Source organism: Pseudomonas sp. EB271-G4-1, from assembly GCF_058791355.1.
The window spans coordinates 29,784-53,189 of the sequence record NZ_JBYTEO010000032.1 but is presented as its reverse complement, the minus strand read 5'-3'; the positions used below and the strand labels follow the sequence as shown (position 1 = coordinate 53,189).

21 protein-coding genes are annotated in these 23,406 nt (G+C 59.3%); 6 read left to right on the top strand and 15 right to left on the bottom strand.

Features of this window, described 5'->3' with window-relative positions:
- Positions 1-15: 15 nt before the first annotated feature.
- On the bottom strand, positions 16-1,986 hold the full coding sequence (gene dnaG / locus AC3WWR_RS17330) for a DNA primase (protein ID WP_033043880.1): 1,971 nt from the start codon (positions 1,984-1,986) through the stop codon (positions 16-18).
- Between the two features lie 482 nt (positions 1,987-2,468).
- Positions 2,469-2,684: a 30S ribosomal protein S21 gene (gene rpsU, locus AC3WWR_RS17325; protein WP_002551877.1), complete on the bottom strand. Its 216-nt coding sequence runs from the start codon at positions 2,682-2,684 to the stop codon at positions 2,469-2,471.
- A 199-nt stretch (positions 2,685-2,883) separates the two neighbouring features.
- Between rpsU and tsaD the strand changes: the two genes are divergently transcribed.
- Positions 2,884-3,909 carry a tRNA (adenosine(37)-N6)-threonylcarbamoyltransferase complex transferase subunit TsaD gene (tsaD, locus tag AC3WWR_RS17320; RefSeq protein ID WP_020798822.1) on the top strand — a complete coding sequence of 342 codons (1,026 nt, stop codon included), beginning with the start codon at positions 2,884-2,886 and terminating at the stop codon, positions 3,907-3,909.
- 23 nt (positions 3,910-3,932) lie between these two features.
- On the opposite strand, the gene plsY is transcribed toward tsaD, so the two are convergent.
- Positions 3,933-4,502 (bottom strand): glycerol-3-phosphate 1-O-acyltransferase PlsY, encoded by a 570-nt coding sequence (plsY, locus tag AC3WWR_RS17315; protein ID WP_033043881.1) that lies wholly within the window; start codon positions 4,500-4,502, stop codon positions 3,933-3,935.
- Between the two features lie 74 nt (positions 4,503-4,576).
- On the opposite strand from plsY, the gene folB reads away from it, so the two are divergent.
- The gene (gene folB, locus AC3WWR_RS17310; RefSeq protein ID WP_033043882.1) at positions 4,577-4,933 is read left to right on the top strand and encodes a dihydroneopterin aldolase; all 357 of its coding nucleotides are present in this window, start codon (positions 4,577-4,579) and stop codon (positions 4,931-4,933) included.
- On the top strand, positions 4,924-5,442 hold the full coding sequence (gene folK, locus AC3WWR_RS17305) for a 2-amino-4-hydroxy-6-hydroxymethyldihydropteridine diphosphokinase (protein WP_033043884.1): 519 nt from the start codon (positions 4,924-4,926) through the stop codon (positions 5,440-5,442). The genes folB and folK overlap by 10 nt, the downstream gene beginning before the upstream one ends.
- Positions 5,443-5,525: 83 nt before the next feature.
- On the opposite strand, the gene AC3WWR_RS17300 is transcribed toward folK, so the two are convergent.
- The 11 genes from AC3WWR_RS17300 to AC3WWR_RS17250 form a co-directional block, all read right to left on the bottom strand.
- Positions 5,526-6,752, bottom strand: coding sequence for a multifunctional CCA addition/repair protein (locus tag AC3WWR_RS17300; protein WP_033045302.1), 1,227 nt, complete (start codon positions 6,750-6,752; stop codon positions 5,526-5,528).
- Positions 6,753-6,815: 63 nt separating this feature from the next.
- Positions 6,816-8,378, bottom strand: coding sequence for a SpoVR family protein (locus AC3WWR_RS17295; RefSeq protein WP_020798817.1), 1,563 nt, complete (start codon positions 8,376-8,378; stop codon positions 6,816-6,818).
- The gene (locus AC3WWR_RS17290) at positions 8,375-9,646 is read right to left on the bottom strand and encodes a YeaH/YhbH family protein (protein WP_020798816.1); all 1,272 of its coding nucleotides are present in this window, start codon (positions 9,644-9,646) and stop codon (positions 8,375-8,377) included. Before AC3WWR_RS17290 ends, AC3WWR_RS17295 begins: the two co-directional genes overlap by 4 nt.
- A 204-nt stretch (positions 9,647-9,850) precedes the next feature.
- The gene (locus AC3WWR_RS17285) at positions 9,851-11,773 is read right to left on the bottom strand and encodes a PrkA family serine protein kinase (protein ID WP_020798814.1); all 1,923 of its coding nucleotides are present in this window, start codon (positions 11,771-11,773) and stop codon (positions 9,851-9,853) included.
- Positions 11,774-12,070: 297 nt separating this feature from the next.
- A complete protein-coding gene (glpE, locus tag AC3WWR_RS17280; RefSeq protein WP_033045301.1) occupies positions 12,071-12,400 on the bottom strand; it encodes a thiosulfate sulfurtransferase GlpE in 330 nt (109 codons plus the stop codon).
- Between the two features lie 33 nt (positions 12,401-12,433).
- On the bottom strand, positions 12,434-13,318 hold the full coding sequence (locus AC3WWR_RS17275; protein WP_020798812.1) for a symmetrical bis(5'-nucleosyl)-tetraphosphatase: 885 nt from the start codon (positions 13,316-13,318) through the stop codon (positions 12,434-12,436).
- A complete protein-coding gene (gene apaG, locus AC3WWR_RS17270) occupies positions 13,318-13,698 on the bottom strand; it encodes a Co2+/Mg2+ efflux protein ApaG (RefSeq protein ID WP_168759031.1) in 381 nt (126 codons plus the stop codon). Before apaG ends, AC3WWR_RS17275 begins: the two co-directional genes overlap by 1 nt.
- A gap of 121 nt (positions 13,699-13,819) precedes the next feature.
- The gene (gene rsmA / locus AC3WWR_RS17265; RefSeq protein ID WP_008061562.1) at positions 13,820-14,638 is read right to left on the bottom strand and encodes a 16S rRNA (adenine(1518)-N(6)/adenine(1519)-N(6))-dimethyltransferase RsmA; all 819 of its coding nucleotides are present in this window, start codon (positions 14,636-14,638) and stop codon (positions 13,820-13,822) included.
- Positions 14,635-15,624 (bottom strand): 4-hydroxythreonine-4-phosphate dehydrogenase PdxA, encoded by a 990-nt coding sequence (pdxA, locus tag AC3WWR_RS17260; protein ID WP_020798809.1) that lies wholly within the window; start codon positions 15,622-15,624, stop codon positions 14,635-14,637. The genes rsmA and pdxA overlap by 4 nt, the downstream gene beginning before the upstream one ends.
- Positions 15,621-16,937 carry a peptidylprolyl isomerase SurA gene (gene surA / locus AC3WWR_RS17255; protein ID WP_020798808.1) on the bottom strand — a complete coding sequence of 439 codons (1,317 nt, stop codon included), beginning with the start codon at positions 16,935-16,937 and terminating at the stop codon, positions 15,621-15,623. The genes pdxA and surA overlap by 4 nt, the downstream gene beginning before the upstream one ends.
- Complete coding sequence (locus tag AC3WWR_RS17250) at positions 16,918-19,716, bottom strand: LPS-assembly protein LptD (RefSeq protein WP_083349812.1); 2,799 nt, start codon at positions 19,714-19,716, stop codon at positions 16,918-16,920. Before AC3WWR_RS17250 ends, surA begins: the two co-directional genes overlap by 20 nt.
- A 130-nt stretch (positions 19,717-19,846) precedes the next feature.
- Between AC3WWR_RS17250 and AC3WWR_RS17245 the strand changes: the two genes are divergently transcribed.
- The 3 genes from AC3WWR_RS17245 to AC3WWR_RS17235 are packed head-to-tail and all read left to right on the top strand — an operon-like array spanning position 19,847 to position 22,303.
- The gene (locus AC3WWR_RS17245; protein ID WP_454866323.1) at positions 19,847-20,866 is read left to right on the top strand and encodes an aminoglycoside phosphotransferase family protein; all 1,020 of its coding nucleotides are present in this window, start codon (positions 19,847-19,849) and stop codon (positions 20,864-20,866) included.
- A complete protein-coding gene (gene murU, locus AC3WWR_RS17240; RefSeq protein ID WP_020798805.1) occupies positions 20,863-21,534 on the top strand; it encodes an N-acetylmuramate alpha-1-phosphate uridylyltransferase MurU in 672 nt (223 codons plus the stop codon). Before AC3WWR_RS17245 ends, murU begins: the two co-directional genes overlap by 4 nt.
- 1 nt (position 21,535) lies before the next feature.
- Positions 21,536-22,303 carry a TerB family tellurite resistance protein gene (locus AC3WWR_RS17235; RefSeq protein WP_020798804.1) on the top strand — a complete coding sequence of 256 codons (768 nt, stop codon included), beginning with the start codon at positions 21,536-21,538 and terminating at the stop codon, positions 22,301-22,303.
- Positions 22,304-22,347: 44 nt separating this feature from the next.
- On the opposite strand, the gene AC3WWR_RS17230 is transcribed toward AC3WWR_RS17235, so the two are convergent.
- Positions 22,348-23,340 (bottom strand): alpha/beta hydrolase family protein, encoded by a 993-nt coding sequence (locus tag AC3WWR_RS17230; protein WP_033045298.1) that lies wholly within the window; start codon positions 23,338-23,340, stop codon positions 22,348-22,350.
- Between the last annotated feature and the right edge of the window lie 66 nt (positions 23,341-23,406).

The window sequence follows — 23,406 nt, the reverse complement described above, 5'->3', positions numbered from 1 at the left end:
ACCTGAGCTATGACCTCACGCGCCAGTTGAGGTCGGGTTTGATGCGGAAACATTCTGTTTTAAGAGGTCGCGCATCTGTTTAGCTATCTGAATTTGCTCTTCAGCCGACAATCCCGGCTGCCTTGCTTTCTTGATGAGGTCATCGAGGGTCTGCGTGTGCTGGCCCGCGGATAACCTAGTAATGGTGTCTAAAAACTGTTGTTCAAGGTTATCGCCGTCAATTAGCCATTCCTTTTCTGCGAGGGCTCTCAATAGGCGTCCTTGCTCTGTGCCGTGCCAGCGGGCCATCAACTGAATAGAGTTTAGCCCAGGATTTTTCTGCACAGCCTCGATCAGGGCGATTAGTACCTGAGCGTACGTGTTGCTCTCGTTGGCAAAGTGATCGGCACTCTCAACTTTTTTGGCCAGTTGCGGGTGGTGAATCAGTGTGCGCAAAGCGATAAGCGTCGGGGCTTCCACTGCGACTGGCTTGCGTGGGGCGTAAGGCTCGTCGCGATCACCGCGCTTGCCGTTCTTGCTCCAGGGTTTCTTGTCCCATTTCTTGCCGCCGGCCCCGGATTTCTTCGGCGTCCACTCCTGCTGGGGCGTGTAGGCCTCCTGGGGTTGGTGGAAGTCGGAGTAGTCCGGCATGGCATCGTAATCCATGCCAGGGTCATAGGCCGGTGGCGCGTCCTGAGGCGCGCTGTGTACCAGTTGGCTCACCGCCTCGCCGCTCAGTCCGGTGATTTCCAGCAGCCGCTGGCGCATCAGGGTGCGCAGGTTGGCGCCGGGGACCTTGTCGATCAGCGGTGCGGCGAGGGTGGCCATGTGGGCCTTGCCTTCGAGCGAGCGAGGGTCGGCCTCTTCGGTCAGTTGTTGGAAGAAGTAATCGGCCAGCGGCTGCGCGTGCTGGTTGATCCGTGCGCGAAAGGCGTCGGTGCCTTCGGAGCGGACCAGGGTGTCCGGGTCTTCACCCTCGGGCAGGAACAGGAATCGCGCGCGGCGACCGTCCTGCAGGCTTGTCAGTGTCGCTTCCAGTGCGCGCCAGGCCGCATTGCGGCCGGCCTGGTCGCCGTCGAAACAGAACAGCACGCTGGGCACGACTCGAAACAGTCGTTTCATGTGCTCTTCGCTGGTGGCGGTGCCCAGGGTCGCGACGGCATTGCGCAAGCCTTGCTGGGCGAGGGCGATGACGTCCATGTAGCCCTCGACGACGATGATTTCGTCGAGGTTGCGATTGTTCTTGCGCGCTTCGTACAGGCCGTAGAGTTCCTGGCCTTTATGGAAGACCGGAGTTTCCGGTGAATTGAGGTACTTGGGTTTGTCGTCGCCCAGCACCCGGCCACCAAACGCGATGATACGCCCGCGACTGTCGCGGATCGGGAACATCACGCGGTCACGAAAGCGGTCGTAGCGTTTGCCGGTTTCGGCGTTCTCGATCAGCAGGCCGGCATCAATCATGGCTTTTTGTTGCAGGGTATCGCTGCTCAAGTGCTTGAACAGGTTGTCCCACCCAGGTGGCGCAAAGCCCAGGCCGAAGTCCCGGGCGATTTCACCGGTCAGCCCGCGACCTTTGAGGTAGTCCACGGCGGCTTTGCGTGCCGGATGACTTTTCAGGGCGGCGCGATAGAAATCGGCGGCGGCTGTGAGCAGTGGGTACAGCGGCGAGTCGGTTGGCTGCCGCGGTTTGTGCGAGCGCCCACTTTCTTCGCGGGGGACTTCCATTCCGGCGGCTTTGGCCAGTTCCTCGACAGCCTGGGGGAAATCCAGGTTGTCGTGGTCCATGATGAAGCCCAGGGCATTGCCGCCAGCGCCGCAGCCGAAGCAGTAATAGAACTGCTTGTCGGGGCTCACGCTGAAAGAGGGGGTTTTCTCTTTGTGGAACGGGCAGCAGGCCGTATGGTTTTTTCCGGCCTTTTTCAATTGCAGGCGCGAGCTGACCACGTCGACGATGTCGGTGCGGTTCAGAAGGTCGTCAATGAAGCTCTGGGGAATTAGCCCGGCCATGGCGTTCTCGTCATCTGCGCTGAAAAGGAACCGAAGCGAAGGGTAGCTGAGCGCGGGTCATTACTTGAGGCGCGCAAAGTGTGCGGCTCGACCGGTATCGCCTGCATGATCGCTGTCGGGAAGTGTATCTGTCGAAAATCCACTGACGTTACTGCTCATCAGTATTCGACTATTTGAAAATGTTACGCTGAATCCGGCTGCGACCAGTCAATGGTCTCGGATAGCTCGTAATTCGGCACGCAAACAGGTGCCTTGGGCTGATCGTCGTGAGAGGAATCAGTGGGTGTGCTCGTCAGTAGCCTTGAAAGGCTCGTCAGAAAAGACGTGCACCGCTGGCAAAAGAGCCAGGTCTGACGCGGTGAAGCAGATTTGTCTCAGTCGCATCTGCGGCTTCGACGGTGAAGCATCAAGCGTTTTACGCAAATGCCATAAGCCCGGCTCAGAGCCGGGCTTGGCAGAAGCTTGCTACGATCGTCTGTGTATTAGTACAGACGAACGGCGCGGCGCTGTTCGCGCTGAACTTTCTTGGCGTGACGCTTAACAGCGGCTGCTGCTTTGCGCTTACGCTCAGAAGTTGGCTTCTCGTAAAATTCGCGGCTACGAACTTCAGCCAGTACACCGGCTTTTTCGCAGGAGCGCTTGAAACGACGCAGAGCTACGTCGAAGGGTTCGTTCTCTTTTACTTTGACGGCTGGCATCCAGAGCTACCTTCATTCATTACCGGGGTCAACATCCTCGCGGCAAAAGAGCACTTGAAGACGTCGGTTTTTAAGGGTTGCGGATGTTAACCCCTCATCGCACGGAATGCAAAGCCTCTGATCGAAAACCGCTGGTCGGGGCATCACGCGACGACTATTATGCGCGCCTTCGAATTCAGCCTAAACAAGGCGCAAACCCATGCTAGTACTGGGATTAGAAACCTCTTGCGACGAAACTGGTGTCGCACTCTACGACAGTGAACGAGGCCTGCTGGCCGACGCGCTGTTCAGCCAGATCGACCTGCACCGTGCGTATGGTGGCGTAGTGCCGGAACTGGCCTCGCGTGATCACGTCAAGCGCATGCTGCCCTTGATTCGTCAGGTCCTGGCCGAAGCCGACTGTGTGCCAACCGAGATCGACGCCATCGCTTATACCGCGGGCCCTGGCCTTGTCGGTGCCTTGCTGGTGGGTGCTTCCTGCGCTCAGGCACTGGCCTTTGCCTGGGGCATTCCGGCGCTCGGCGTGCATCACATGGAAGGTCACTTGCTGGCACCGATGTTGGAGTCGCAACCGCCGGAATTCCCGTTCGTCGCTTTGTTGGTGTCGGGCGGCCATACGCAGTTGGTTCAGGTCGACGGGATCGGCCAATACACGCTTCTGGGTGAGACCCTGGACGATGCCGCGGGCGAAGCGTTCGACAAAACCGCGAAGATGATGGGGCTCCATTATCCGGGTGGGCCGGAAATCGCTCGGCTGGCAGAGCAAGGCGTTGCAGGGCGTTTCGTCTTTCCGCGTCCGATGTGCGACCGCCCTGGCCTGGACTTCAGTTTCAGCGGCTTGAAAACCTTCGCCCTGAACACCTGGCAGCAGTGTGTGAGTGCCGGGGACGACGGTGAGCAAGCCCGTTGCGACATCTCGCTGGCGTTCCAGCAGGCCGTGGTGGAGACTTTGACCATCAAGTGCAAGCGTGCCCTGAAAGCGGCTGGCATGAAGCGCCTGGTGATCGCTGGGGGCGTCAGTGCCAACAAGGCGTTGCGCTCTTCCCTGGAAAAGATGCTAGGCGACATGAAGGGCGATGTTTTTTACGCCCGTGCGCAGTTCTGTACCGATAATGGCGCCATGATTGCGTTTGCGGGCTGCCAACGCCTGAAGGCTGGTCAGCAGGAAAGCCTGGCGATCAGTGTGCAGGCGCGGTGGCCGATGGAGCAGTTGTCGCCCCTGTGATGAAGCGTACTCATGCCGGGCTGCTAAAAATGCCGTTCGCGCCCCGCAAACAGGTCGCGTAGATTGCCCCGGTGGCGCCAGACGATCATGCCGGTCAGGGCGCACATGGGCAGCAGTGCTGCCGGTTCTTGCCAGGCCAGCAGTGGCAGGGTCAAGGGCGTGGCGATCAAGGCGGCCAGCGAGCTGGTGCGGGTCAGGTAGAACGTCAGCAGCCAGGCACAGACCGCCATCAAGGCTGCAGGCGGGTATAACCCCAGCAACATGCCGGCAGCGGTGGCGACACCCTTGCCACCGCGAAAGCGGAAGTAAAGCGGGAACAGGTGACCGATGACGGCGCAAACGCCGACCCAGGCCTGATCCTGCAGTGACAGGCCGGCGGCACTGGCGACCAGTACAGGCAGCAGGCCTTTGCAGAAGTCGCCGAGCAGGGTCAGGATGGCGAGTTTCTTGCCGGCCAGGCGCAACATGTTGGTGGCGCCAGCATTGCCCGAACCACTCATTCGCGGATCGGGGTTACCGGTCAGGCGGCTGAGCAAGATGGCGAAGGACAGCGAGCCGAGCAGGTAGGCGAGGATCGCCAGTAACCAAAACATGCTAACTATTCCGGGCGAGGACGCCCTGATTCTAACGGCGCATTGCGCCCTTGTCGTGTAGCGGAGAAAAGTGCTTGGACAGAGTGTTTATCGAGGGCCTGGAAGTCGACACCGTGATCGGTGCCTATGACTGGGAGCGAGGCATCCGACAGTGCTTGCGGCTTGACCTGAGTTTCGCTTGGGACAATCGTCCAGCCGCCGCTGGCGATGACCTGTCCCTGGCGCTTGATTATGCGAGCGTTTCGTCGCGTATCCAGGCCTTTGCCGAACAGGCACAGTTTCAACTGGTCGAGACCTTTGCCGAGCGCCTGGTTGAAGCACTGATGAGCGAATTCAAGATTACCTGGATGCGTCTCAAACTGACCAAGCCAGGTGCGGTTCCTGCTGCTACAGGTGGCGTGGGTGTGGAGATCGAGCGCGGATGTCGCTGACTCAGGTGTATCTCGGGCTCGGCAGCAACATCGAGCGCGAAACCCATTTGCAGGCCGGCTTGGACGCCCTGGCGGGCTTTCTCGTGGATATGCGTTGCTCGGCGGTCTTCGAAAGCCAGCCGGTGGGGATCAAGAGCGGGCCGTTTTTCAATTTCGTGGTGTCGGCTTATACCGACTTGCCGCTGATGGAATTGGATCGCCGGCTGAAGTTCATCGAAGCGGATAATGGGCGTTACGCACCAGATCGCCGAGGTTTGCCCCTGGATATCGACGTTTTACTGTTCGGTGATTTGGTGGGCAACTTCGATGGCCTGGTGCTGCCGAGGGCGGAAATTCTTAAAAATGCCTTTGTGTTGTGGCCGCTGTCGCTGATTGCTCCGGATCGCGTGCACCCGGGCGTAGGTAAAAGTTTCGCCGAGTTGTGGGCTGAATCGCAGATTGATCAGGTGTTGGCACCCGTGGCTTTCGAATGGCGCGGTGAGCAACTGACACCTTTGAATTTGTTGTGATTTAACTGACGCCTTCGCGAGCAGGCTCGCTCCCACAGGGTTCAGCGCAACACTTGTGGGGGCGAGCCTGCTCGCGAAGTCTTTCAGGACGACGCCTCTTTGTAAGCTTTCAATGCCTTGAGCCGCTCTCGCTTGATCGCCTCACCCAATTCAGGCCCTTTAAATCCCTGCTCCAGCAAAGGCTGAACCGCAACGCTGCGCGCTGTCGTCGCCGCCCCGCGCAAATAGTCCGCCTGTGGATAACTTCTCTCCTCCAGTCCCTTGCGTCCGCGTGCATCCATTTCGCACGCGGCAATAAATTCCTCGAACCGCTGCGGTCGACGGTAAACGTCAAAGCTCTGCAGTAGCTCGAGTAAAGTAGATGCCTTCAGCTCCAGCGCGCGATGCCCGTGGGTGTGATATTCGCCCACCAGTAGCGCCAACTCCTGGCAATCCCTTGGCGCCTTGAAGCGTTCGTTGACCGCCTTGATCAGCTTCAGCCCCTTGGACTCATGGGCGATATGGCGAGGCCATTGCTCCTCTGGCGTCAGCCCTTTACCCAGGTCATGCAGCAGGCAGGCCCAGCGTACGGTCAGCGGTTGTTTATGGTGTGCCGCTTGCTGAAGCACGCTCAGGGTGTGGGCGCCGGTGTCGATTTCCGGATGGTGTATCGCGGGCTGCGGTACACCGAACAGCGCGTCGACTTCCGGCATCAGCACTTTGAGCGCACCGCAGGCGCGCAACACCTCGATAAACACCTGTGGCTGATTTTCCATGAGGGCGCGGGAGATTTCTTTCCAGCTGCGCTCCGCCGTCAGCGCCTGGAGTTCGCCAGACTCACTGAGTTGGCGCATCAGTTCGAGGGTTTCGGTGGCGACAGTGAACCCAAGCTCCGCGTAGCGTGCCGCGAAACGGGCAACGCGCAAAACCCTGAGGGGATCTTCGGCGAACGCGGGGGAAACGTGGCGAAGTATTCTAGCCTCGAGATCGCGCTGGCCGTGATAGGGGTCGGTCAGGTTCTGTTCATCGTCTTCGGCCATCGCATTGATCGTCAGGTCGCGGCGAATCAGGTCTTCTTCCAGTGTCACGTCAGGGCTGGCGTGGAACGTGAACCCGCCGTAACCACGCCCGCTTTTGCGTTCGGTCCGGGCAAGGGCATATTCCTCGCCGGTTTTCGGGTGAAGAAACACCGGAAAATCAGCGCCTACCGGGCGAAAACCCTTGGCGAGCATTTCTTCAGTGGTCGCACCGACCACGACGCGGTCGATGTCGGTGACTGCTATGCCGAGCAAGCGATCACGTACGGCACCGCCAACTTTATAAATCCGCATGAAAAACCTCCGTTAGCTCGACAGGATAACCTTTACGTCGAGCGTTCGGAGGCACAACCAGGATCACAAATGGATGACGGCCAGGTCCAGCCGTCCGTAATCGCCTTCGCTGTGTTCCCCCTTAGGTGGCACATGGTGGGTTTTCATGACCTGGTCACCTTGCAGGGTTTCCAGATGAATATCGAAACCCCAGAGACGGTGCAGATGCTTGAGCACTTCCTCGGTGGACTCTCCCAGGGGTTTACGGTCGTGTTGTTGGTGGCGCAGGGTCAGGGAGCGATCGCCGCGCCTGTCGATGCTGTAGATCTGCACGTTGGGTTCGCGATTGCCAAGGTTGTACTGTGCCGCCAGGGTTTCACGGATGATGCGATAACCGCCTTCGTCGTGAATGGCTGGCACCAGCAGGTCGTCCTTCTGGTCGTCATCGAGAATGCTGAACAATTTCAAGTCGCGAATCACTTTGGGTGAAAGGTACTGCAGGATGAAGCTCTCATCCTTGAAGCTGCTCATGGCGAACTTGATGGCCGCGAGCCAGTCGGTGCCGGCAATGTCAGGGAACCAGCGGTAATCCTCTTCAGTAGGTTCTTCACACATGCGACGGATATCGCGGTACATGGCAAAGCCCAAGGCGTAAGGGTTGATGCCACTGTAGTAGGGGCTGTCGAAGCCAGGCTGGAAGACCACGCTGGTGTGTGATGTCAGGAACTCCATCATGAAACCGTCGGTCACCAGGCCTTCGTCGTACAGGTCGTTCATCAGGGTGTAGTGCCAGAATGTCGCCCAGCCTTCGTTCATGACCTGGGTCTGGCGCTGTGGATAAAAATACTGGGCGATCTTGCGTACGATCCGCACAATTTCCCGCTGCCACGGCTCCAGCAGCGGTGCATGTTTTTCGATGAAGTACAGGATGTTTTCCTGCGGTTCGGCGGGGAAGCGCGCGTTGTCCTTGTCGCTGTACTTGTCCGCGCCCTTGGGTATGGTGCGCCACAGATCGTTGATCTGCTTCTGCAGATGTTCTTCCCGGTCCTTTTGCCGACGCCGTTCTTCCTCCGCGGAAATAGGATAGGGGCGTTTGTAGCGGTCCACCCCGTAGTTCATCAGCGCGTGGCAGGAGTCGAGCAAGTCTTCAACCGCATCGATGCCATGGCGCTCTTCACACTGCATGATGTACTGCTTGGCGAACACCAGGTAGTCGATGATCGAGCTGGCATCGGTCCAGGTGCGGAACAGGTAATTGCCCTTGAAAAAGCTGTTATGCCCGTAGCACGCATGCGCCACCACCAGCGCCTGCATGCAGATGGTGTTTTCCTCCATGAGGTAGGCAATGCAGGGGTCGGAGTTGATCACGATTTCATAGGCCAGCCCCATCTGGCCGCGGGTATAGGACTTTTCCGTACTGAGGAAGTGTTTGCCATAGGACCAGTGGTGATAGCCCAGCGGCATGCCGACGGAGGCGTAGGCGTCCATCATCTGTTCGGCGGTGATCACTTCGATCTGGTTAGGGTACGTATCGAGCGCGTAGCGAGCTGCAATACGACTTATTTCACGGTCGTACGCCTGGATCAGCTCGAACGTCCACTCCGATCCGGTGGATATGGGTTGGCGCTTCAGCTCTTTGGCGGTCATGTCACTAACCTGCGCTGGAAGAGTTCACGGAAGACCGGATAGATATCCCCGGCCGAGACCAGTTGTTGCTGGGCGAAAGTGTCGGAAAAGGCTTCGGCGATACGCTCGTACTCGAACCACAGGGCCTGGTGTTCCCGTGGAGTGATCTCAACGTAAGTGTAGTACTGCACGAATGGCATGATCTGGTTGATGAGAATGTCGCGGCAAATCGGCGAGTCGTCGTTCCAGTTGTCGCCGTCGGAAGCCTGGGCGGCGTAGATGTTCCATTCGTTGGCCGGATAGCGCTCGGCCATGATCTCCTGCATCAGCTTCAAGGCGCTGGACACAATGGTCCCGCCGGTTTCGCGGGAGTAGAAAAACTCTTCCTCGTCCACTTCGCGAGCGCTGGTGTGGTGGCGAATGAATACCACGTCAATCTTGTCGTAGTTACGCTTGAGAAACAGGTACAGCAGGATGAAGAAGCGCTTGGCGATGTCCTTGGTCGCCTGGGTCATGGAGCCGGAAACGTCCATGAGGCAAAACATCACCGCCTTCGAGCTGGGGTTGGGTTGTTTGATCAGCAAGTTGTACTTGAGGTCGAAGGTGTCGAGAAACGGCACGCGGTGAATGCGGGCGCTGAGTTTTTCGATTTCTGCCTCAAGTTCCTGTATATCGCCGAAATTGTCAGGCTCTTCCTGCTTGAGTCGCAGGAGTTCTTCCTTGGCTTCGCGCAGTTTCGCCCGGCTGCTGCCCGAGAGGGCGATTCGCCGTGCATGGGCTGAGCGCAATGTGCGGATGATGTTGATCCGCGACGGGTTGCCCTCGTTGCTGATCCCCGCGCGCACTGTCTTGAAGGTGTCGGTGCCGGTCAGGTTGCGCTTGACCAGGTTCGGCAGCTCCAAGTCTTCGAACATGAATTCGAGGAATTCTTCCTGGGTGATCTGGAAGACGAATTCGTCCATCCCTTCGCCCGAGTTACCAGCCTTGCCAGGGCCTCTGCCGCCTCCACCCCCTGGTGGGCGGGCAATGTGTTCGCCGCTGGTGAATTCCTTGTTGCCCGGGTGCACGATGGTCTGTTTGCCACCGCGACCATGGTGAAGCACCGGTTCGTCGATGTCGCGCCCCGGGATACTGATTTGCTCGCCGTGTTCCATATCGGTAATGGAGCGCCGGCTGACCGCCTCTTCGACAGCCTTTTTGATGTGATCACGGTAACGCCGCAGAAATCGTTGGCGGTTTACCGTGCTCTTGTTCTTGCCATTGAGACGTCGGTCGATCACATAGCTCATGACTGCTCCTTAGAAGCTGTCCTGAAAGGGGCGAGCGGTGATGCAGCATCGGACCGAGAGCCAGGGGATATTCAACGCTCCCCCAAGCGCTTTGGATGCTGCCTGAACTCGCTACCGACTTTCGAACACCTTCCAGAGGCCTGTGTATCAGAAAAAGCACGCACAGGTCTCTGGCTGACGACAACCGGTCTGACCGGCAGCGGGTTATTGTGATTTTCTGACCCGCAGGTACCACTCGGACAGCAGCCGTACCTGTTTGTCGGTGTAACCCCGCTCGACCATCCGTGTGACGAAGTCGTTGTGTTTCTGCTGGTCCTCTTTGCTGGCCTTGGCGTTGAAGCTGATAACTGGCAGCAGGTCTTCGGTGTTGGAGAACATTTTCTTCTCGATGACCACCCGCAGTTTTTCGTAGCTGAGCCAGGTCGGGTTCTTGCCGTTGTTGTTGGCACGGGCACGCAGCACGAAGTTGACGATTTCGTTGCGGAAATCCTTCGGATTGCTGATGCCGGCCGGTTTTTCGATTTTCTCCAACTCTTCGTTCAATGCTACGCGGTTGAGGATCTCGCCGGTTTCCGGGTCTCGGTACTCCTGGTCCTGAATCCAGAAATCCGCGTACAGCACATAACGATCGAAGATGTTCTGGCCGTACTCGCTGTAGGACTCGAGGTAGGCGGTCTGGATCTCCTTGCCGATAAATTCGATGTACCGCGGTGCCAGGTACTCCTTGAGGAAGCGCAGGTAGCGTTCGCGGGTTTCGGCCTGGAACTGTTCCTGTTCGATCTGTTGCTCCAGCACGTAGAGCAGGTGCACCGGGTTGGCAGCGATTTCGTGGGGATCGAAGTTGAAGACCTTGGAAAGGATCTTGAACGCGAAGCGGGTGGACAGGCCGTTCATGCCTTCATCGACGCCGGCGTTGTCACGATATTCCTGGATCGACTTGGCCTTCGGATCGGTGTCCTTGAGGTTTTCGCCGTCATACACACGCATCTTGGAGTAGATGTTGGAGTTTTCCGGCTCCTTCAGGCGTGACAACACGGTGAACTGGGCGAGCATTTTCAAGGTGTCGGGCGCGCAATGGGCCTTGGCCAGCGAGCTGTTGAACAGCAACTTGTCGTAGATCTTCACTTCGTCGCTGACCCGCAGGCAGTACGGCACCTTGACGATGTAGATCCGGTCGATGAACGCTTCGTTGTTCTTGTTGTTACGGAAGGTATGCCATTCCGATTCGTTGGAGTGGGCCAGCAGGATCCCGGTAAACGGAATCGCCCCGAGGCCTTCGGTGCTGTTGTAGTTGCCTTCCTGGGTGGCCGTCAGCAAGGGGTGCAGTACCTTGATCGGGGCCTTGAACATTTCGACGAACTCCATCAGGCCCTGGTTGGCCCGGCACAGTGCGCCCGAATAGCTGTAGGCGTCGGCGTCGTTCTGCGGGAATTCTTCCAGTTTGCGGATATCGACCTTGCCCACCAGTGCCGAGATGTCCTGGTTGTTTTCATCTCCCGGCTCGGTCTTGGCCACGGCGATCTGATTCAGGATCGACGGATAGAGCTTGACCACGCGGAACTGGCTGATGTCGCCGCCGAATTCGGCCAGGCGCTTGGTGGCCCATGGCGACATGATGGTGTTGAGGTAGCGCCGTGGGATGCCGAAGTCTTCCTCGAGGATCGCACCATCTTCAGTGGCGTTGAACAGACCCAGGGGCGATTCGAATACTGGCGAGCCCTTGATCGCGTAGAAGGGCACTTTTTCCATCAGTTGTTTGAGTTTTTCGGCCAGGGACGACTTACCGCCGCCGACGGGGCCGAGCAGGTAAAGGATCTGTTTCTTCTCTTCCAGGCCTTGGGCGGCATGGCGGAAATACGACACGATCTGGTCGATGCATTCTTCCATCCCGTGGAAGTCCTCAAAGGCCGGGTAGCGACGGATTACCTTGTTGGAGAAGATTCGCGACAGCCTCGAGTTGGTCGAGGTGTCGAGCAGCTCCGGTTCACCGATGGCCAGCAACAGACGCTCGGCTGCGGAAACGTAGGCGCTACGGTCCTTTTTGCACAACTCCAGATACTCTTGCAGAGAGAGTTCTTCCTGGCGTGTGGACTCGAAACGTTGTTGGAAGTGGCTAAAGATACTCATGACGTCACCTCGCTCGATACGTGGAGCCGACGCCGGATCACTCAGTCGATGCTGGCAGCAACCGAACAGGCGGTCGCTGTTTACCCCCCAGAACTCTTTCGGAGCTGACTACCCCGAAAGCTACTCCCGATGACCCGTGCGCCGGTGTACCGGCTCTCCCCTGTTTTGGATGGCCTGCGCTTAAGGATAGTTGGGAATTTGGGAGGTAAAGGCGAGATACGTAATTAGTTGTGGCAGACCGTTCGTCTGCCACCGCGCTAGCCCGCAGGGGGCGGGGCCTTGCGCATGACAAAAAAATTATTCGGTGGTGCCTTGCGCTGTTTCTGAAGGAAAAGTCGTACGCCATAGCTCGAATCCGCCGTCCATGCTGTAGACGTCGGAAAAACCCTGGCTGATCAGGTAGGCGGCGGCACCCTGGCTGGAGTTGCCGTGATAACAAACCACCACGGTAGGTGCGTCCAGATCAGCACCCTGGATGAAGGCGTGCAGGGAGTGGTTGTCCAGATGCTTCGAGCCGCTGATGTGCAGGGCGGCGAAGGTTGCAGGGTCACGGACGTCGACCACCACTGCGCCCTGTTCGCGCAGGGCCTGGGCCTGTTCCGGGGGGATACGTTTGAATTCGCTCATGGCGGGCTCCTGTGGCTCGGCAGAAAGTGCAGTCTAGCGCGGGGCGCTGGCTGGCGATGGTTCGGAAATCTGTGGGGCGACTGGCGGCTCTGCGGTATGGCCGTGTTCGTCGCATTTGCAGGCCAGGCGTTCACCCGTGTCGACATTCATCAGGGTCAGGGCACCGCCCCAGACACAGCCAGTGTCGAGGGCCGAGATGCCCGGCTCCTGGATCTTGCCTTCCAGTGCTGCCCAGTGCCCGAAGATGATCTTCACGTCCCTGGTCTTGCGTTCCTTGTGCTGGAACCACGGCTTGAAGCCTGCAGGTGCCGTGCCCAGACCTTCCTTGCTCTTGAGGTCGAGTTTGCCCTCGGCCGTACAGAAGCGCATGCGCGTGAAATAGTTGGTAATCACCCGCAGGCGCGTGACGCCCTTGAGGTCGCTGTCCCATTTCGCCGGATCGTTACCGTACATGCCATCGAGGTAAGGCGGCAGCAGGTTGTCATCGCGCAGGGCCGTCTCGACTTCGGCGGCGTATTTCAATGCTTTGCGCAGCGACCATTGTGGCGGAATGCCAGCATGTACCATCGCCACGTTGCGCTGCTCGTCGTAGTGCATGAGTTTTTGCTGGCGCAGCCATTCCAGCAACTCGGCGCTATCCGGGGCTTCGATAATCTCGCGCAGGGTGTCGGCTTTCTTCAGGCGCTCGATATTCTTGCCGGCTGCCAGCAGGTGCAGGTCGTGGTTGCCGAGTACGCACACCAGTGAGTGACGGATGCTATAGAGGAAGCGCAGGGTTTCCAGCGACTGCGGGCCGCGGTTGACCAGGTCGCCTACCAGCCACAGACGATCTGTTGCCGGGTCGAAGGCAACCTTCTTGAGCAGGCATTGCAAGGCATCGAGGCAGCCTTGCAGGTCGCCGACGGCATAGGTTGCCATCAGTGCAAGGCTCCGGGGACCGCCAGGCGGAATGGGGCGATGATGGCCTCGAAATGTTTACCGTCGTCGGCGCGCATCTCGTAGGTGCCTTGCATGGTGCCGACCTTGGATGTCATGACAGTGCCGCTGCTGTAGGTATGGCTCTTACCCGGTTCGATCAGCGGTTGCTGGCCAACTACGCCCTCACCGCGAACTTCCTCGACATGCCCATCGCCATCGGTGATGACCCAATGCCGTGACAACAGTTGGGCCGGTAGCAGGCCGTTATTTCGCACGGTGATGGTGTACGCGAAGGCAAAACGCTCTTGCTCGGGTTGCGATTGTTCTGCCAGATAGCGGGTGACGACGCTGACGTCGACCTGATAACGAGGATCGGACATGCAAAGGGCCTTAAAAACGAAGCGGAACGCGGGACGTAGCTGATAAGTCAGTCTAGGCCAGGTATCGGATAGTAAACCAGACATGGGCGCTGGTGTCCTACCCGATAACGCTTCAGTTCTGTCAGGCGTCCGCGGCTTTCTGTAGGACTTGTTCGCTGAGCTTGTCAGCAAGGCGTACGAACGCCGCCAGATCGAGCTGCTCGGGACGCAAGCTGCCATCGACGCCAGCGGCTTCGATTTCGGCGTTGCTCAGCAGTAGCTTGAGGGTGTTGCGCAGGGTCTTGCGGCGCTGGTTGAAAGCCTCGCGCACTACGCGCTCAAGCAGGCGGTGATCCTTGGCCGGGTGCGGCAGTACTGCATGGGGCACCAGGCGCACGATGGCCGAGTCGACTTTTGGTGGCGGGTTGAACGCGCCAGGACCTACGTTAAACAGATGCTCGACCCGGCAGTGGTACTGGACCATGATCGACAGCCGGCCCCAATCACCGCCGCCAGGCCCTGCCGCCAGACGCTCGACCACTTCTTTTTGCAGCATGAAGTGCATGTCGCGAATCAGGTGGGCGTTGTGCAGCAGGTGGAAAATCAGCGGTGTAGAGATGTTATATGGCAGGTTGCCGACTACGCGCAGGCTGCCAGGTGCCGCATTCAAACTGGTGAAATCGAACTTCAGCGCATCACCCTGATGCAGGTTGAAGTTGCTCTTGCCAGCGAACTGCTGGTTGAGGATCGGGATCAGGTCCTTGTCCAGTTCCACCACGTCGAGCTGGGCGCCGCTGCTGAGCAGGCCCTGGGTCAGCGCGCCCTGGCCGGGGCCGATTTCCAGGAGGCGGTCTTCGGCCTTGGCATGGATGGAGCGCAGGATGCGGTCGATAACGCCGGCGTCGTGCAGAAAGTTCTGGCCAAAGCGCTTGCGCGCCTTGTGTTGGTATTGCTCGGTCATAAACGGGTCTCGGCCATCTGGTAGGCGGTTTCCAGGGCGACTTGCAGGCTGCCGGTGTCGATCTTGCCGCTACCGGCCAGGTCCAGGGCGGTGCCGTGGTCGACCGAGGTGCGGATGATCGGCAAGCCGAGAGTCACATTGACTGCTGCGCCAAAGCCTTTGTATTTCAGCACAGGCAGGCCCTGGTCGTGGTACATCGCCAGCACTGCATCGCAGTGCTCCAGATATTTGGGGGTAAACAGAGTGTCGGCGGGCAGCGGGCCGCGTAGGTCCATGCCTTCGCCGCGAAGGCGCTCTAGTGTGGGTTCGATGATATCGATTTCTTCATGGCCCAGGTGTCCGCCTTCACCGGCATGGGGGTTGAGCCCACAGACCAGGATGCGTGGCTGGGCGATGCCGAATTTTTCTTTCAGGTCGGTGTGCAGGATTCGCGTCACCCGCTCCAGACGCTCCGGCGTGATCGCATCGGCAATCTCGCGCAGCGGCAGGTGGGTGGTGACCAGCGCCACGCGCAGACCACGGGTGGCGAGCATCATGACCACTTGCGCGGTATGGGTCAGGTCGGCGAGGAATTCCGTGTGCCCGGAAAAAGCGATACCGGATTCATTGATTACGCCTTTGTGCACCGGAGCGGTGATCATGCCGGCAAAATGCCCGTCCAGGCAGCCCTGGCCAGCGCGGGTGAGGGTTTCCAGGACGAAAGCGGCGTTGGCCTTGTCCAGTTGCCCGGCGACCACCTTGGCATTGAGCGGTGTATCCCACACATACAGGCTGTTGGCGGGAGCGGGAGCATCCGGCCAGTTGTCCGGCGTGACGGGCAGCACATCGACAGCCACGCCCAACTGCGCGGCCCGCTCAAGGAGCAGGTCGCGGCTGGTAATGGCTATCAGGGGGTGTGGCTGGGCGTGCGCGGCGAGCAGCAGGCACAGGTCGGGACCTATGCCGGCCGGTTCGCCGGGTGTCAGCGCGAAACGCTTGGGTTTCACTGTGCTGCCTGGTCGGCGCCAGGGAGTTTGATTTCCACATACGCTTCGTCACGGATCTGACGCAGCCAGGTTTGCAGCTCTTCGTCGTACTTGCGATTACGCAGCACGGTCATTGCTTGCTGTTCGCGAGCCTGGGTCGTGCTGTCGGTGGCGCGACGACCAAGGACTTCCAGCACGTGCCAGCCGTATTGGGTCTGGAATGGCTTGGACAGCTGACCTTGCGGGGTCTTGGCCATCACTTCGCGGAACTCCGGAACCAGTACATTCGGGTCGATCCAGTTCAGGTCGCCGCCATTGAGGGCGGAACCCGGATCTTCCGAGAAGCTTTTCGCCAGTTCGCCGAAATCTTCGCCTGCTTCGATGCGGGCGTAGAGCGACTCGGCCAGGGCCTTGGTCTTTGCTTCGTCACGGATTGGGCTTGGTTTGACCAGGATGTGGCGTACGTGCACTTCGTCACGCACTTGCGCCTCACCGCCACGCTTGTCGGTGATCTTCAGGATGATGAAGCCCCCCGGCGTGCGCATCGGTTGGGTGATGTCGCCCACAGCCATGGTGCTCAGCAGGCGATCGAAGGGTGGCGGCAGTTGAGCGGCTTTACGCCAGCCCATGTCGCCACCTTCCAGTGCGGTTTCGCTGGCGGACTTGGCGATTGCCAGCTGACCGAAGTCAGCGCCTTGCTTGAGCTGCTGGTAAACCGCGTCGGCCTGCTTGGCGGCATTCTGGATGGCGTCGGAGTTGGCGCTTTCCGGCGTAGGAATCAGGATGTTGGCCAGGCGGAATTCTTCGGACAGCTGCATTTTGCCAAGATCCGAGGCCAGGAAGTTCTTCACTTCCTGTTCGGAGACCTGGATGCGTTCGGCAACGCGGCGCTGACGCACACGGCTGATGACCATTTCGCGGCGAATCTGGTCACGTGCGTCGTCGTAGGACAGGCCGTCACGCGTCAGGGCGGCGCGGAACTGCTCGACCGACATGTTGTTGCGCTGGGCAATCGTGCCGACGGCCTGGTTCAGTTCTTCATCGGTAATGCGGATGCCGGAGCGCTCGCCGATCTGCAGTTGCAGGTTCTCGACGATCAGGCGCTCAAGCACCTGTTGCTCCAATACGCTGGCCGGTGGCACGGCGGTGCCGCGCTTGGCGATGGTTTGCTGGACTTCATGGACCCGTTGGTCCAGTTGGCTCTGCATGACCACGTCGTTGTCGACAATGGCCACCACTTTATCGATGGACTGTACCGCGGCGTTGGCCGCGGTACCCAGGAACAGCGCGCCCAGCAACAGCGGGCGCAGACAATCAGAAAGCTTGGTCTTCACGTTCACGATAACCTTGGATGCCTTTGTCGAGGAAACTCTCTACTTTGGAGCCAGTGAGGCCGCCGAGTCCCTTCAGAACAATTTGGAGGAAGACGCCATGGTCGCCTTTTTCGTTTTCCGGGGCGTCTTGACTGGTTTCGTCATAATCGACCCAGTAACGGTTGATCAGGCGCAGTTTCCAGCAGCAGTTGTCGTACTCGAAGCCACCGAAGGCTTCCAGGGTACGGTTGCGGTTGTAGTCGTACTGCCAGCGGCTGATGACGTTCCATTGCGGCACGACAGGCCAGATCACCGAGAAGTCGTGCTGTTCGATCTTGTAGTAGTCCTTCACGTAGCCAGGTTGGCCCGGGGTGCCATAGTCACCGCCGCCGACCTGCCATGTACCGGAGTTCTGGTCGTAACGAACCTGGTCATTGCGATAGCGATAGCCGGCGTTGATGACCTTGTTCGGGTTGTCCTCAGGCTGGTAGTGGAACATCGCGCTGCCCGAACGAGGGCTGCGGCTGTCCGGGTCCCAGTTGTAGTCGGCCGTGGTCCGCCAGTCGCGGTTCCAGCGGTATTCGTACTCCAGCGCATAAGGAGAGACGTCAGAGTGCGCATCTTCGCGGGTTTTTGCATCGATGCCCGGCAGCTGGACTTCGCGGTCCTTGAAGTAGAGGGCCTGGCCGACGCTGATGCGTTGGCGTTCGAAGCCGTTTTCTTCGATCCAGCGACTGGTCACGCCCAGGGACAGTTTGTTCTCGTCGCCGACACGATCGGAGCCAGAGAAACGGTTGTCACGGAACAGCGATGCATAGCTGAAGGTGTATTCGCTGGTGTCGAATACCGGAATGTCTTCCTGGTCCTTCTCGGGTACGTAGAGGTAGAACAGGCGTGGTTCGAGGGTCTGGTTATAGTTCTTGCCAAACCAGTTGGTCTTGCGATCGAAATACAGGCCGCTGTCGATGCTGGCGATTGGCACACCACGGTTCTGGTTGCTGTCGAACGTGCCATTGAGCCGGTCCTGTTCTGCACTCTGCGCGGCAATCTGGCTTTTGCCGATGCTGTCCAGGTCCAGTTGGTACTGCGTGTACTGGTACTTGAGTTTAGGCGTCAGGAAGCCGTAGCTCGCCTCCATCGGGAAGCTGACCGCTGGCGCAAGGTTGAGGCGATCGCCATTGGCACGGGCCAGGCCTTGAACGTTTTGGTCGAGGCGCGGCTCAACATTGCCGTCTTCATCGGTGTAGTCGCCGTTCTTCAAATCCCGATCGAACCGCACAAGCTCAGTGTCATAGGTGAAATTCAGACCACCTGGACGATCCGGTAGCGCACCGTTGAAGGTGATCTGCGGCAAACGGTCATACGGGGTGATGTTCGACACAGTCGCCAGTTGATAGGCCTGGGCATTCACGCGGGCGGTGTAACTGTCGCCGCGGTAGGTAACAGCACCCTGCTGGTTGACGTAGTCGGCGCTCTTCACGCCAATCTGGTCGGTCTGCAGATCCTGGAAGTAATAAGGGTCGCTGATCTTGGTGTAATCGACCTGGGTCAGGACACGCGAATCAAGACCACCCTTGTGCTGCCAGTTGTACATGTAGCGGGTTTTATCGTAATCGGTCTGCAGCTTACGATCGTCGTTCTCATCATTGAGGTACGCCGCGCCGAACTGACCTTCGCTGGACTTGGTCAGGTAGCGGAATTCGCCTTCCATCAACAGGCCGCGATCGCTCATGTAGCGTGGGTACAACGTGGCATCGTAGTTTGGAGCCAGGTTGAAGTAGTACGGCGTAACCAGAAGGAAACCGGTATCGGTGCCGGTGCCGATGGTCGGCGGCAGGAAGCCGGATTGACGGCGGTCGTCGATCGGGAAGTAGATATACGGCGTGTACAGGACCGGAATGTCCTTGACCCGCAGTGTCACGTTGGTCGCGGTACCGAAGCCGGTCGCCGGGTTCAAGGTGATGTTGTTACCCTTGAGTTGCCAGGCGTTGCTGTTCGGTTCGCACGTGGTGTACGTGCCATCCTTGAGGCGGATGATCGCGTTCTCGGCACGCTTGGCGTACAGCGCGTTACCGCGGATACGCGATTTGTGCATCACGTATTCGGCGTTGTCGATCTTGGCTTCACCGGTATCGAGCTGCACGTCGGCGTGGTCACCTACGATCAGTGCACCGTTGTCGCGAATGCGCACGTTGCCGCTCAGCTCGCCACGGCTCTCGGCCTGGTAAAGGTTGGCTTCATCGGCTTCGACCTGCATGCTGCCCTGGCGCATGACCACGTCACCGGCCAGGCTGGCGACCTGCTCATCCTGCTTGTAGCGGGAGGCTTTGGCGCCGACAAAGGTCGGGGCGTCACTTTTATTCGTCTTGTCATTCATGCCAGGACGAATCGGTTCGATATAGGAACCAGAGCAGTAAGGACCGGTTTCGGCCAATTGTGCTGCAGTGAGCTGCTCGCGCGGAACCCAGTCGAGGTGGCTGTAGTCTGCGCTACGCGACTTCAGGCCACGGCCTTTGGATTCGGTGACCAGTGCAGGTTTGGCCCCCGTGTCTTCGCTGGCGCCCGTTTCGGCGGGTGACTCGCCGGTGGCGGAGACTGCGCTGCCCTCGTGGACTGGACGCGGTGGCAATGCAGCCGCCGGCGATTTTGGCGCACAATTCCAGGCACCCGAAGCGGAGACCGAGCAGTCATACTGTTCCGCGGCGACCACGAAAGGGCTGGCCAAGGGTTGCAGAGCCAGCAAACTGCCGGTCATCAACAACGGAAATTTTTTACGAAACGCGGGGGATTTCAATGCCATCTTAATAGTCCGGGCTTCCTGCGTGCCATCTGCCCGCGGTGTGGGCCGCACGCCTCTCGATGGTCTGAAAAAGATGCTGGATAATAAAGCATGACCCGCTTGACGGCTAGCGCCGTCGGAGACCCTTGCAATGCCTGACCAAGATATACGTTTGCAACACCTGAAAGTTTGGCTCGATGAGCAATTGGCAATTCTTTTTGCACAACATGGATGGGGTGCCGTACCCCCGGCCACGTTGACTGCGGCAAGTAGCGACGCGAGTTTTCGGCGCTATTTTCGGTGGGAGGGTGCAGGTCATAGCTTGATCGTGATGGACGCACCTCCGCCCCAGGAAAACTGCAAGCCTTTCGTGGATATCGCTTTTCTGCTGGCGAAATCCGGGATAAATGTGCCGAAAATCTACGCCGAAGACCTTGAGCGCGGATTTCTTTTGCTCAATGACCTGGGCAACCAGACCTACCTGGACGTGATCGACAGCGAAAACGCCGACAATTTGTTCAACGATGCCCTGCAAGCGCTACTGGCGTTCCAGCAATTGCCGATGGTTGCGCCATTGCCGAGTTACGACGTGGCGCTGTTGCGACGCGAGCTGCAATTGTTTCCCGAGTGGTACGTCAAGCATGAGTTGGGCGTCGAGTTCGATGCGGCGCAGCAAGTGCTCTGGCAGCAGGTCAGCGATCTGTTGATCGACAGTGCCCTGGCCCAGCCGAAGGTCCTGGTTCATCGCGACTACATGCCACGCAACCTGATGCTCAGCGAACCCAACCCGGGCGTGCTGGATTTCCAGGACGCCGTCTATGGTCCTGTCACCTATGACGTAACCTGCCTGTTCAAGGATGCCTTCCTCAGTTGGCCCGAGGAGCGCGTGCGCGGCTGGCTGGAAAATTACTGGCAGCAAGCGGCTGCGCTGGACATTCCGGTGCAGCCAGACTTCGAAGACTTCCTGCGCGCCAGCGACCTGATGGGCGTGCAGCGTCACTTGAAAGTGATCGGTATCTTCGCCCGCATTTGCCACCGCGACGGCAAACCGCGCTACCTGGGCGATGTACCACGCTTCTTTGCCTATATAGATGCAGTGATTGCGCGTCGTCCTGAACTGGCTGGGCTGGATGTATTGCTGGCCAGCCTGCGTGCCGGAGTGACCGCATGAAGGCGATGATTCTGGCGGCAGGCAAGGGCGAGCGCATGCGTCCCTTGACCCTGACCACGCCCAAGCCGCTGGTGCGCGCCGGTGGCGTGCCGCTGATCGAGTATCACCTGCGAGCCCTGGCGGCGGCAGGTTTTACCGAGATCGTGATCAATCATGCCTGGCTGGGCCAGCAGATCGAAGACTATCTGGGCGATGGCTCGCGCTACGGCGTGAGCATTCGCTACTCGGCCGAAGGTGAACCCCTGGAGACCGGTGGCGGAATCTTCCGCGCCTTGCCTTTGTTGGGTGACGAAGCTTTCCTGGTGGTCAACGGTGACATCTGGACCGACTACGACTTCAGCGTGCTGCATCAACCCATTACCGGGCTGGCGCATCTGGTGCTGGCCGACAACCCGCCCCATCATCTCGCCGGAGACTTCAGCCTGAGCGACGGCCAGGTCCGGGACGGTCAGCCGGACACCGCAACCCTGACCTACAGCGGTATCGCCGTGCTGCATCCACAGTTGTTCGATGGCTGCTCGGCAGGAGCGTTCAAGCTCGCGCCGCTATTGCGCAAGGCTATGGCAGACGGGCTAGTGAGCGGCGAACACCTGAGGGGGCATTGGGTCGATGTCGGCACTCACGAGCGCCTGGCCGAAGCTGAAACCCTGATCGAAGCGAGCCGCTGACATGCTGTGGCCAGGGACGCTGATCGGAACCGGAGTGGGGTTTGCCATCGCCAGCATTCCGGGTGCCATGCTTGGCGCCTTGTTGGGGCAGGTGCTGGATCGGCACCTGCACCTGCAAAGCCTGGCGCATTTGCGCGAAAAGCTCGGAGGGCGATCTGTCCTGCGCAACGACGAGTTGTTGTTTGTGTTGCTGGGACGCCTGGCCAAGTGTGATGGACGGGTCGTGGAGGGGCATATCCAGCAGGCTCGCGCGGAGATGCGTGCCCTGGAAATGTCCGAATCGGCACAGCGCCGGGCGATTGCCGCGTTCAATCGTGGCAAGTCGGGCAGTGACCGGTTGCGTGGCCATTTGCGCAGGCTAAGGTCTCAACCCTATGCGGCAGAAGGGGTCTTGCGCGCTTGTTGGCGGATGGTTTGGGCTGATGGGCATGCGGGCAATCGCGAGCGTGAGCTGCTCTTTCAGTGGGGTAATTGGCTGGGGTGGTCCGAACGGCAGGTCAGGGCGTTGGCGGCCGATTACGAGCCACAGCATCGTCCGTTGGTCAGCAGCGTGACAACCTATCAGGACGCTTTGCGGCTGTTGGGTGTAACTGCCACCAGTGAGCCCGCCCAGATCAAGCGCGCCTATCGACGCCTGCTCAGTCGTCATCACCCGGACAAGATTGCCGGCAGTGGTGCAACGGCGTCGCAGGTTCGAGAGGCCACCGATAAGACGCGCGAGCTGCACAACGCCTATACGCTGATTCGTCAACGGCGGGACTTTCGTTAGCAGCGAAGCGTTGCGTCGCCCCGAGAATGGGGCGACTCAGTCCATCAGTTCGACGCATTCTGTGGATTCAACCAGCCCCGCACCCGGCGCACCAATTGTTCCTGTTGTGCCTTGTTATTGCCTGGCAAGGCCTTGAGCGAGACCTGGCTGAAGGCCGAAGTCTTCAGGCGTTTGCTGGCCTGCAGGCGGGCCAGCGCCGCGTTGCGGTCCAGCGGCTTGTCCATATAGAAGAAGTCGACGGTGGGCAGCTTGAGGGTTGGCGCGAGTTCGTCCAGTTCAGGGAGCGCTTTGTTCGGTGTCTGCGCGGCGACCATGACGAAGCGCTCGACCTGCGCCGTCTGCCTCTCGCTCAAATACCGCGCAGCCCAATAGGCGCCCGTACCATGTCCCAGCAGCACCATGCTGCGAGCACTTTGCTGTTCAGCAAAAGCGATGGCTGCGTCGATGCGGGCGAAGATTCGCTCGGCGTCAGCCTTGCTCTGCTCGTCAGGCGTTTCGGCGACGGCCTTGTCCGCCACCTCGGCTTCGCCGCCCGCGGCCTGTTCGATGGGCGCTGCGGTGGTCGAGTCTTTGCTGCCGACGTCTGGCGCTTTGGCTGCTGGAGTGGCTTGCACCCCGCGCGGCGTCATGGCTTCGCTTTGCAAATCAGGCAGGGTGATACTCAGGCTGCTCCATTGGGCATCCGGTAATTGGCGGCGCAGCGGGCCGATTGCTTGCGGCCAGTCAACGGTTTCGCCAGCGCCAGGAATGATAATGACCGCACCTTTGGGGTCGGCGGTATTGGCCGCCTTCCACAGGGCCAGGAACGTATCGGAGCCTGCTTGCAATTGCTGTTGTTCCTGGCGCGGAATTTTTCGCTCCAGTGCAATGGCTTCTTCCTGACTACGCTCAGGCAACGGCTGGCGTTCGAGTGGTTTTGTTTCGGAGGGGGTTTCTGCCGCGGCAGGCGTCGGGTCGGCTGCTTCAACGGAAAAAGCCCATGGCAGGACCAGCGACAGGCACAATGCTGGCAGTGCCAGGCGGTAGACAGGGAGCATTGGATATTCCAGGCCAGAAGTTATTCCGGCAGCCTAATGGGTTGGTCAGTCTTTGTCAGTGTGTGA

Excerpts from the sequence above, each read along its gene's own strand:
- AC3WWR_RS17285 (WP_020798814.1), bottom strand. The coding sequence starts at position 11,773 with ATGAGTATCTTTAGCCACTTCCAACAACGTTTCGAGTCCACACGCCAG.
- AC3WWR_RS17230 (WP_033045298.1), bottom strand. The coding sequence starts at position 23,340 with ATGCTCCCTGTCTACCGCCTGGCACTGCCAGCATTGTGCCTGTCGCTG.
- murU (WP_020798805.1), top strand. The coding sequence starts at position 20,863 with ATGAAGGCGATGATTCTGGCGGCAGGCAAGGGCGAGCGCATGCGTCCC.
- rsmA (WP_008061562.1), bottom strand. The coding sequence starts at position 14,638 with ATGACCGAGCAATACCAACACAAGGCGCGCAAGCGCTTTGGCCAGAAC.
- plsY (WP_033043881.1), bottom strand. The coding sequence starts at position 4,502 with ATGTTTTGGTTACTGGCGATCCTCGCCTACCTGCTCGGCTCGCTGTCC.
- AC3WWR_RS17275 (WP_020798812.1), bottom strand. The coding sequence starts at position 13,318 with ATGGCAACCTATGCCGTCGGCGACCTGCAAGGCTGCCTCGATGCCTTG.
- tsaD (WP_020798822.1), top strand. The coding sequence starts at position 2,884 with ATGCTAGTACTGGGATTAGAAACCTCTTGCGACGAAACTGGTGTCGCA.
- AC3WWR_RS17235 (WP_020798804.1), top strand. The coding sequence starts at position 21,536 with ATGCTGTGGCCAGGGACGCTGATCGGAACCGGAGTGGGGTTTGCCATC.
- AC3WWR_RS17250 (WP_083349812.1), bottom strand. The coding sequence starts at position 19,716 with ATGGCATTGAAATCCCCCGCGTTTCGTAAAAAATTTCCGTTGTTGATG.
- AC3WWR_RS17290 (WP_020798816.1), bottom strand. The coding sequence starts at position 9,646 with ATGAGCTATGTGATCGACCGACGTCTCAATGGCAAGAACAAGAGCACG.
- apaG (WP_168759031.1), bottom strand. The coding sequence starts at position 13,698 with ATGTCCGATCCTCGTTATCAGGTCGACGTCAGCGTCGTCACCCGCTAT.
- AC3WWR_RS17245 (WP_454866323.1), top strand. The coding sequence starts at position 19,847 with ATGCCTGACCAAGATATACGTTTGCAACACCTGAAAGTTTGGCTCGAT.
- rpsU (WP_002551877.1), bottom strand. The coding sequence starts at position 2,684 with ATGCCAGCCGTCAAAGTAAAAGAGAACGAACCCTTCGACGTAGCTCTG.
- AC3WWR_RS17295 (WP_020798817.1), bottom strand. The coding sequence starts at position 8,378 with ATGACCGCCAAAGAGCTGAAGCGCCAACCCATATCCACCGGATCGGAG.
- folK (WP_033043884.1), top strand. The coding sequence starts at position 4,924 with ATGTCGCTGACTCAGGTGTATCTCGGGCTCGGCAGCAACATCGAGCGC.
- AC3WWR_RS17300 (WP_033045302.1), bottom strand. The coding sequence starts at position 6,752 with ATGCGGATTTATAAAGTTGGCGGTGCCGTACGTGATCGCTTGCTCGGC.
- dnaG (WP_033043880.1), bottom strand. The coding sequence starts at position 1,986 with ATGGCCGGGCTAATTCCCCAGAGCTTCATTGACGACCTTCTGAACCGC.
- glpE (WP_033045301.1), bottom strand. The coding sequence starts at position 12,400 with ATGAGCGAATTCAAACGTATCCCCCCGGAACAGGCCCAGGCCCTGCGC.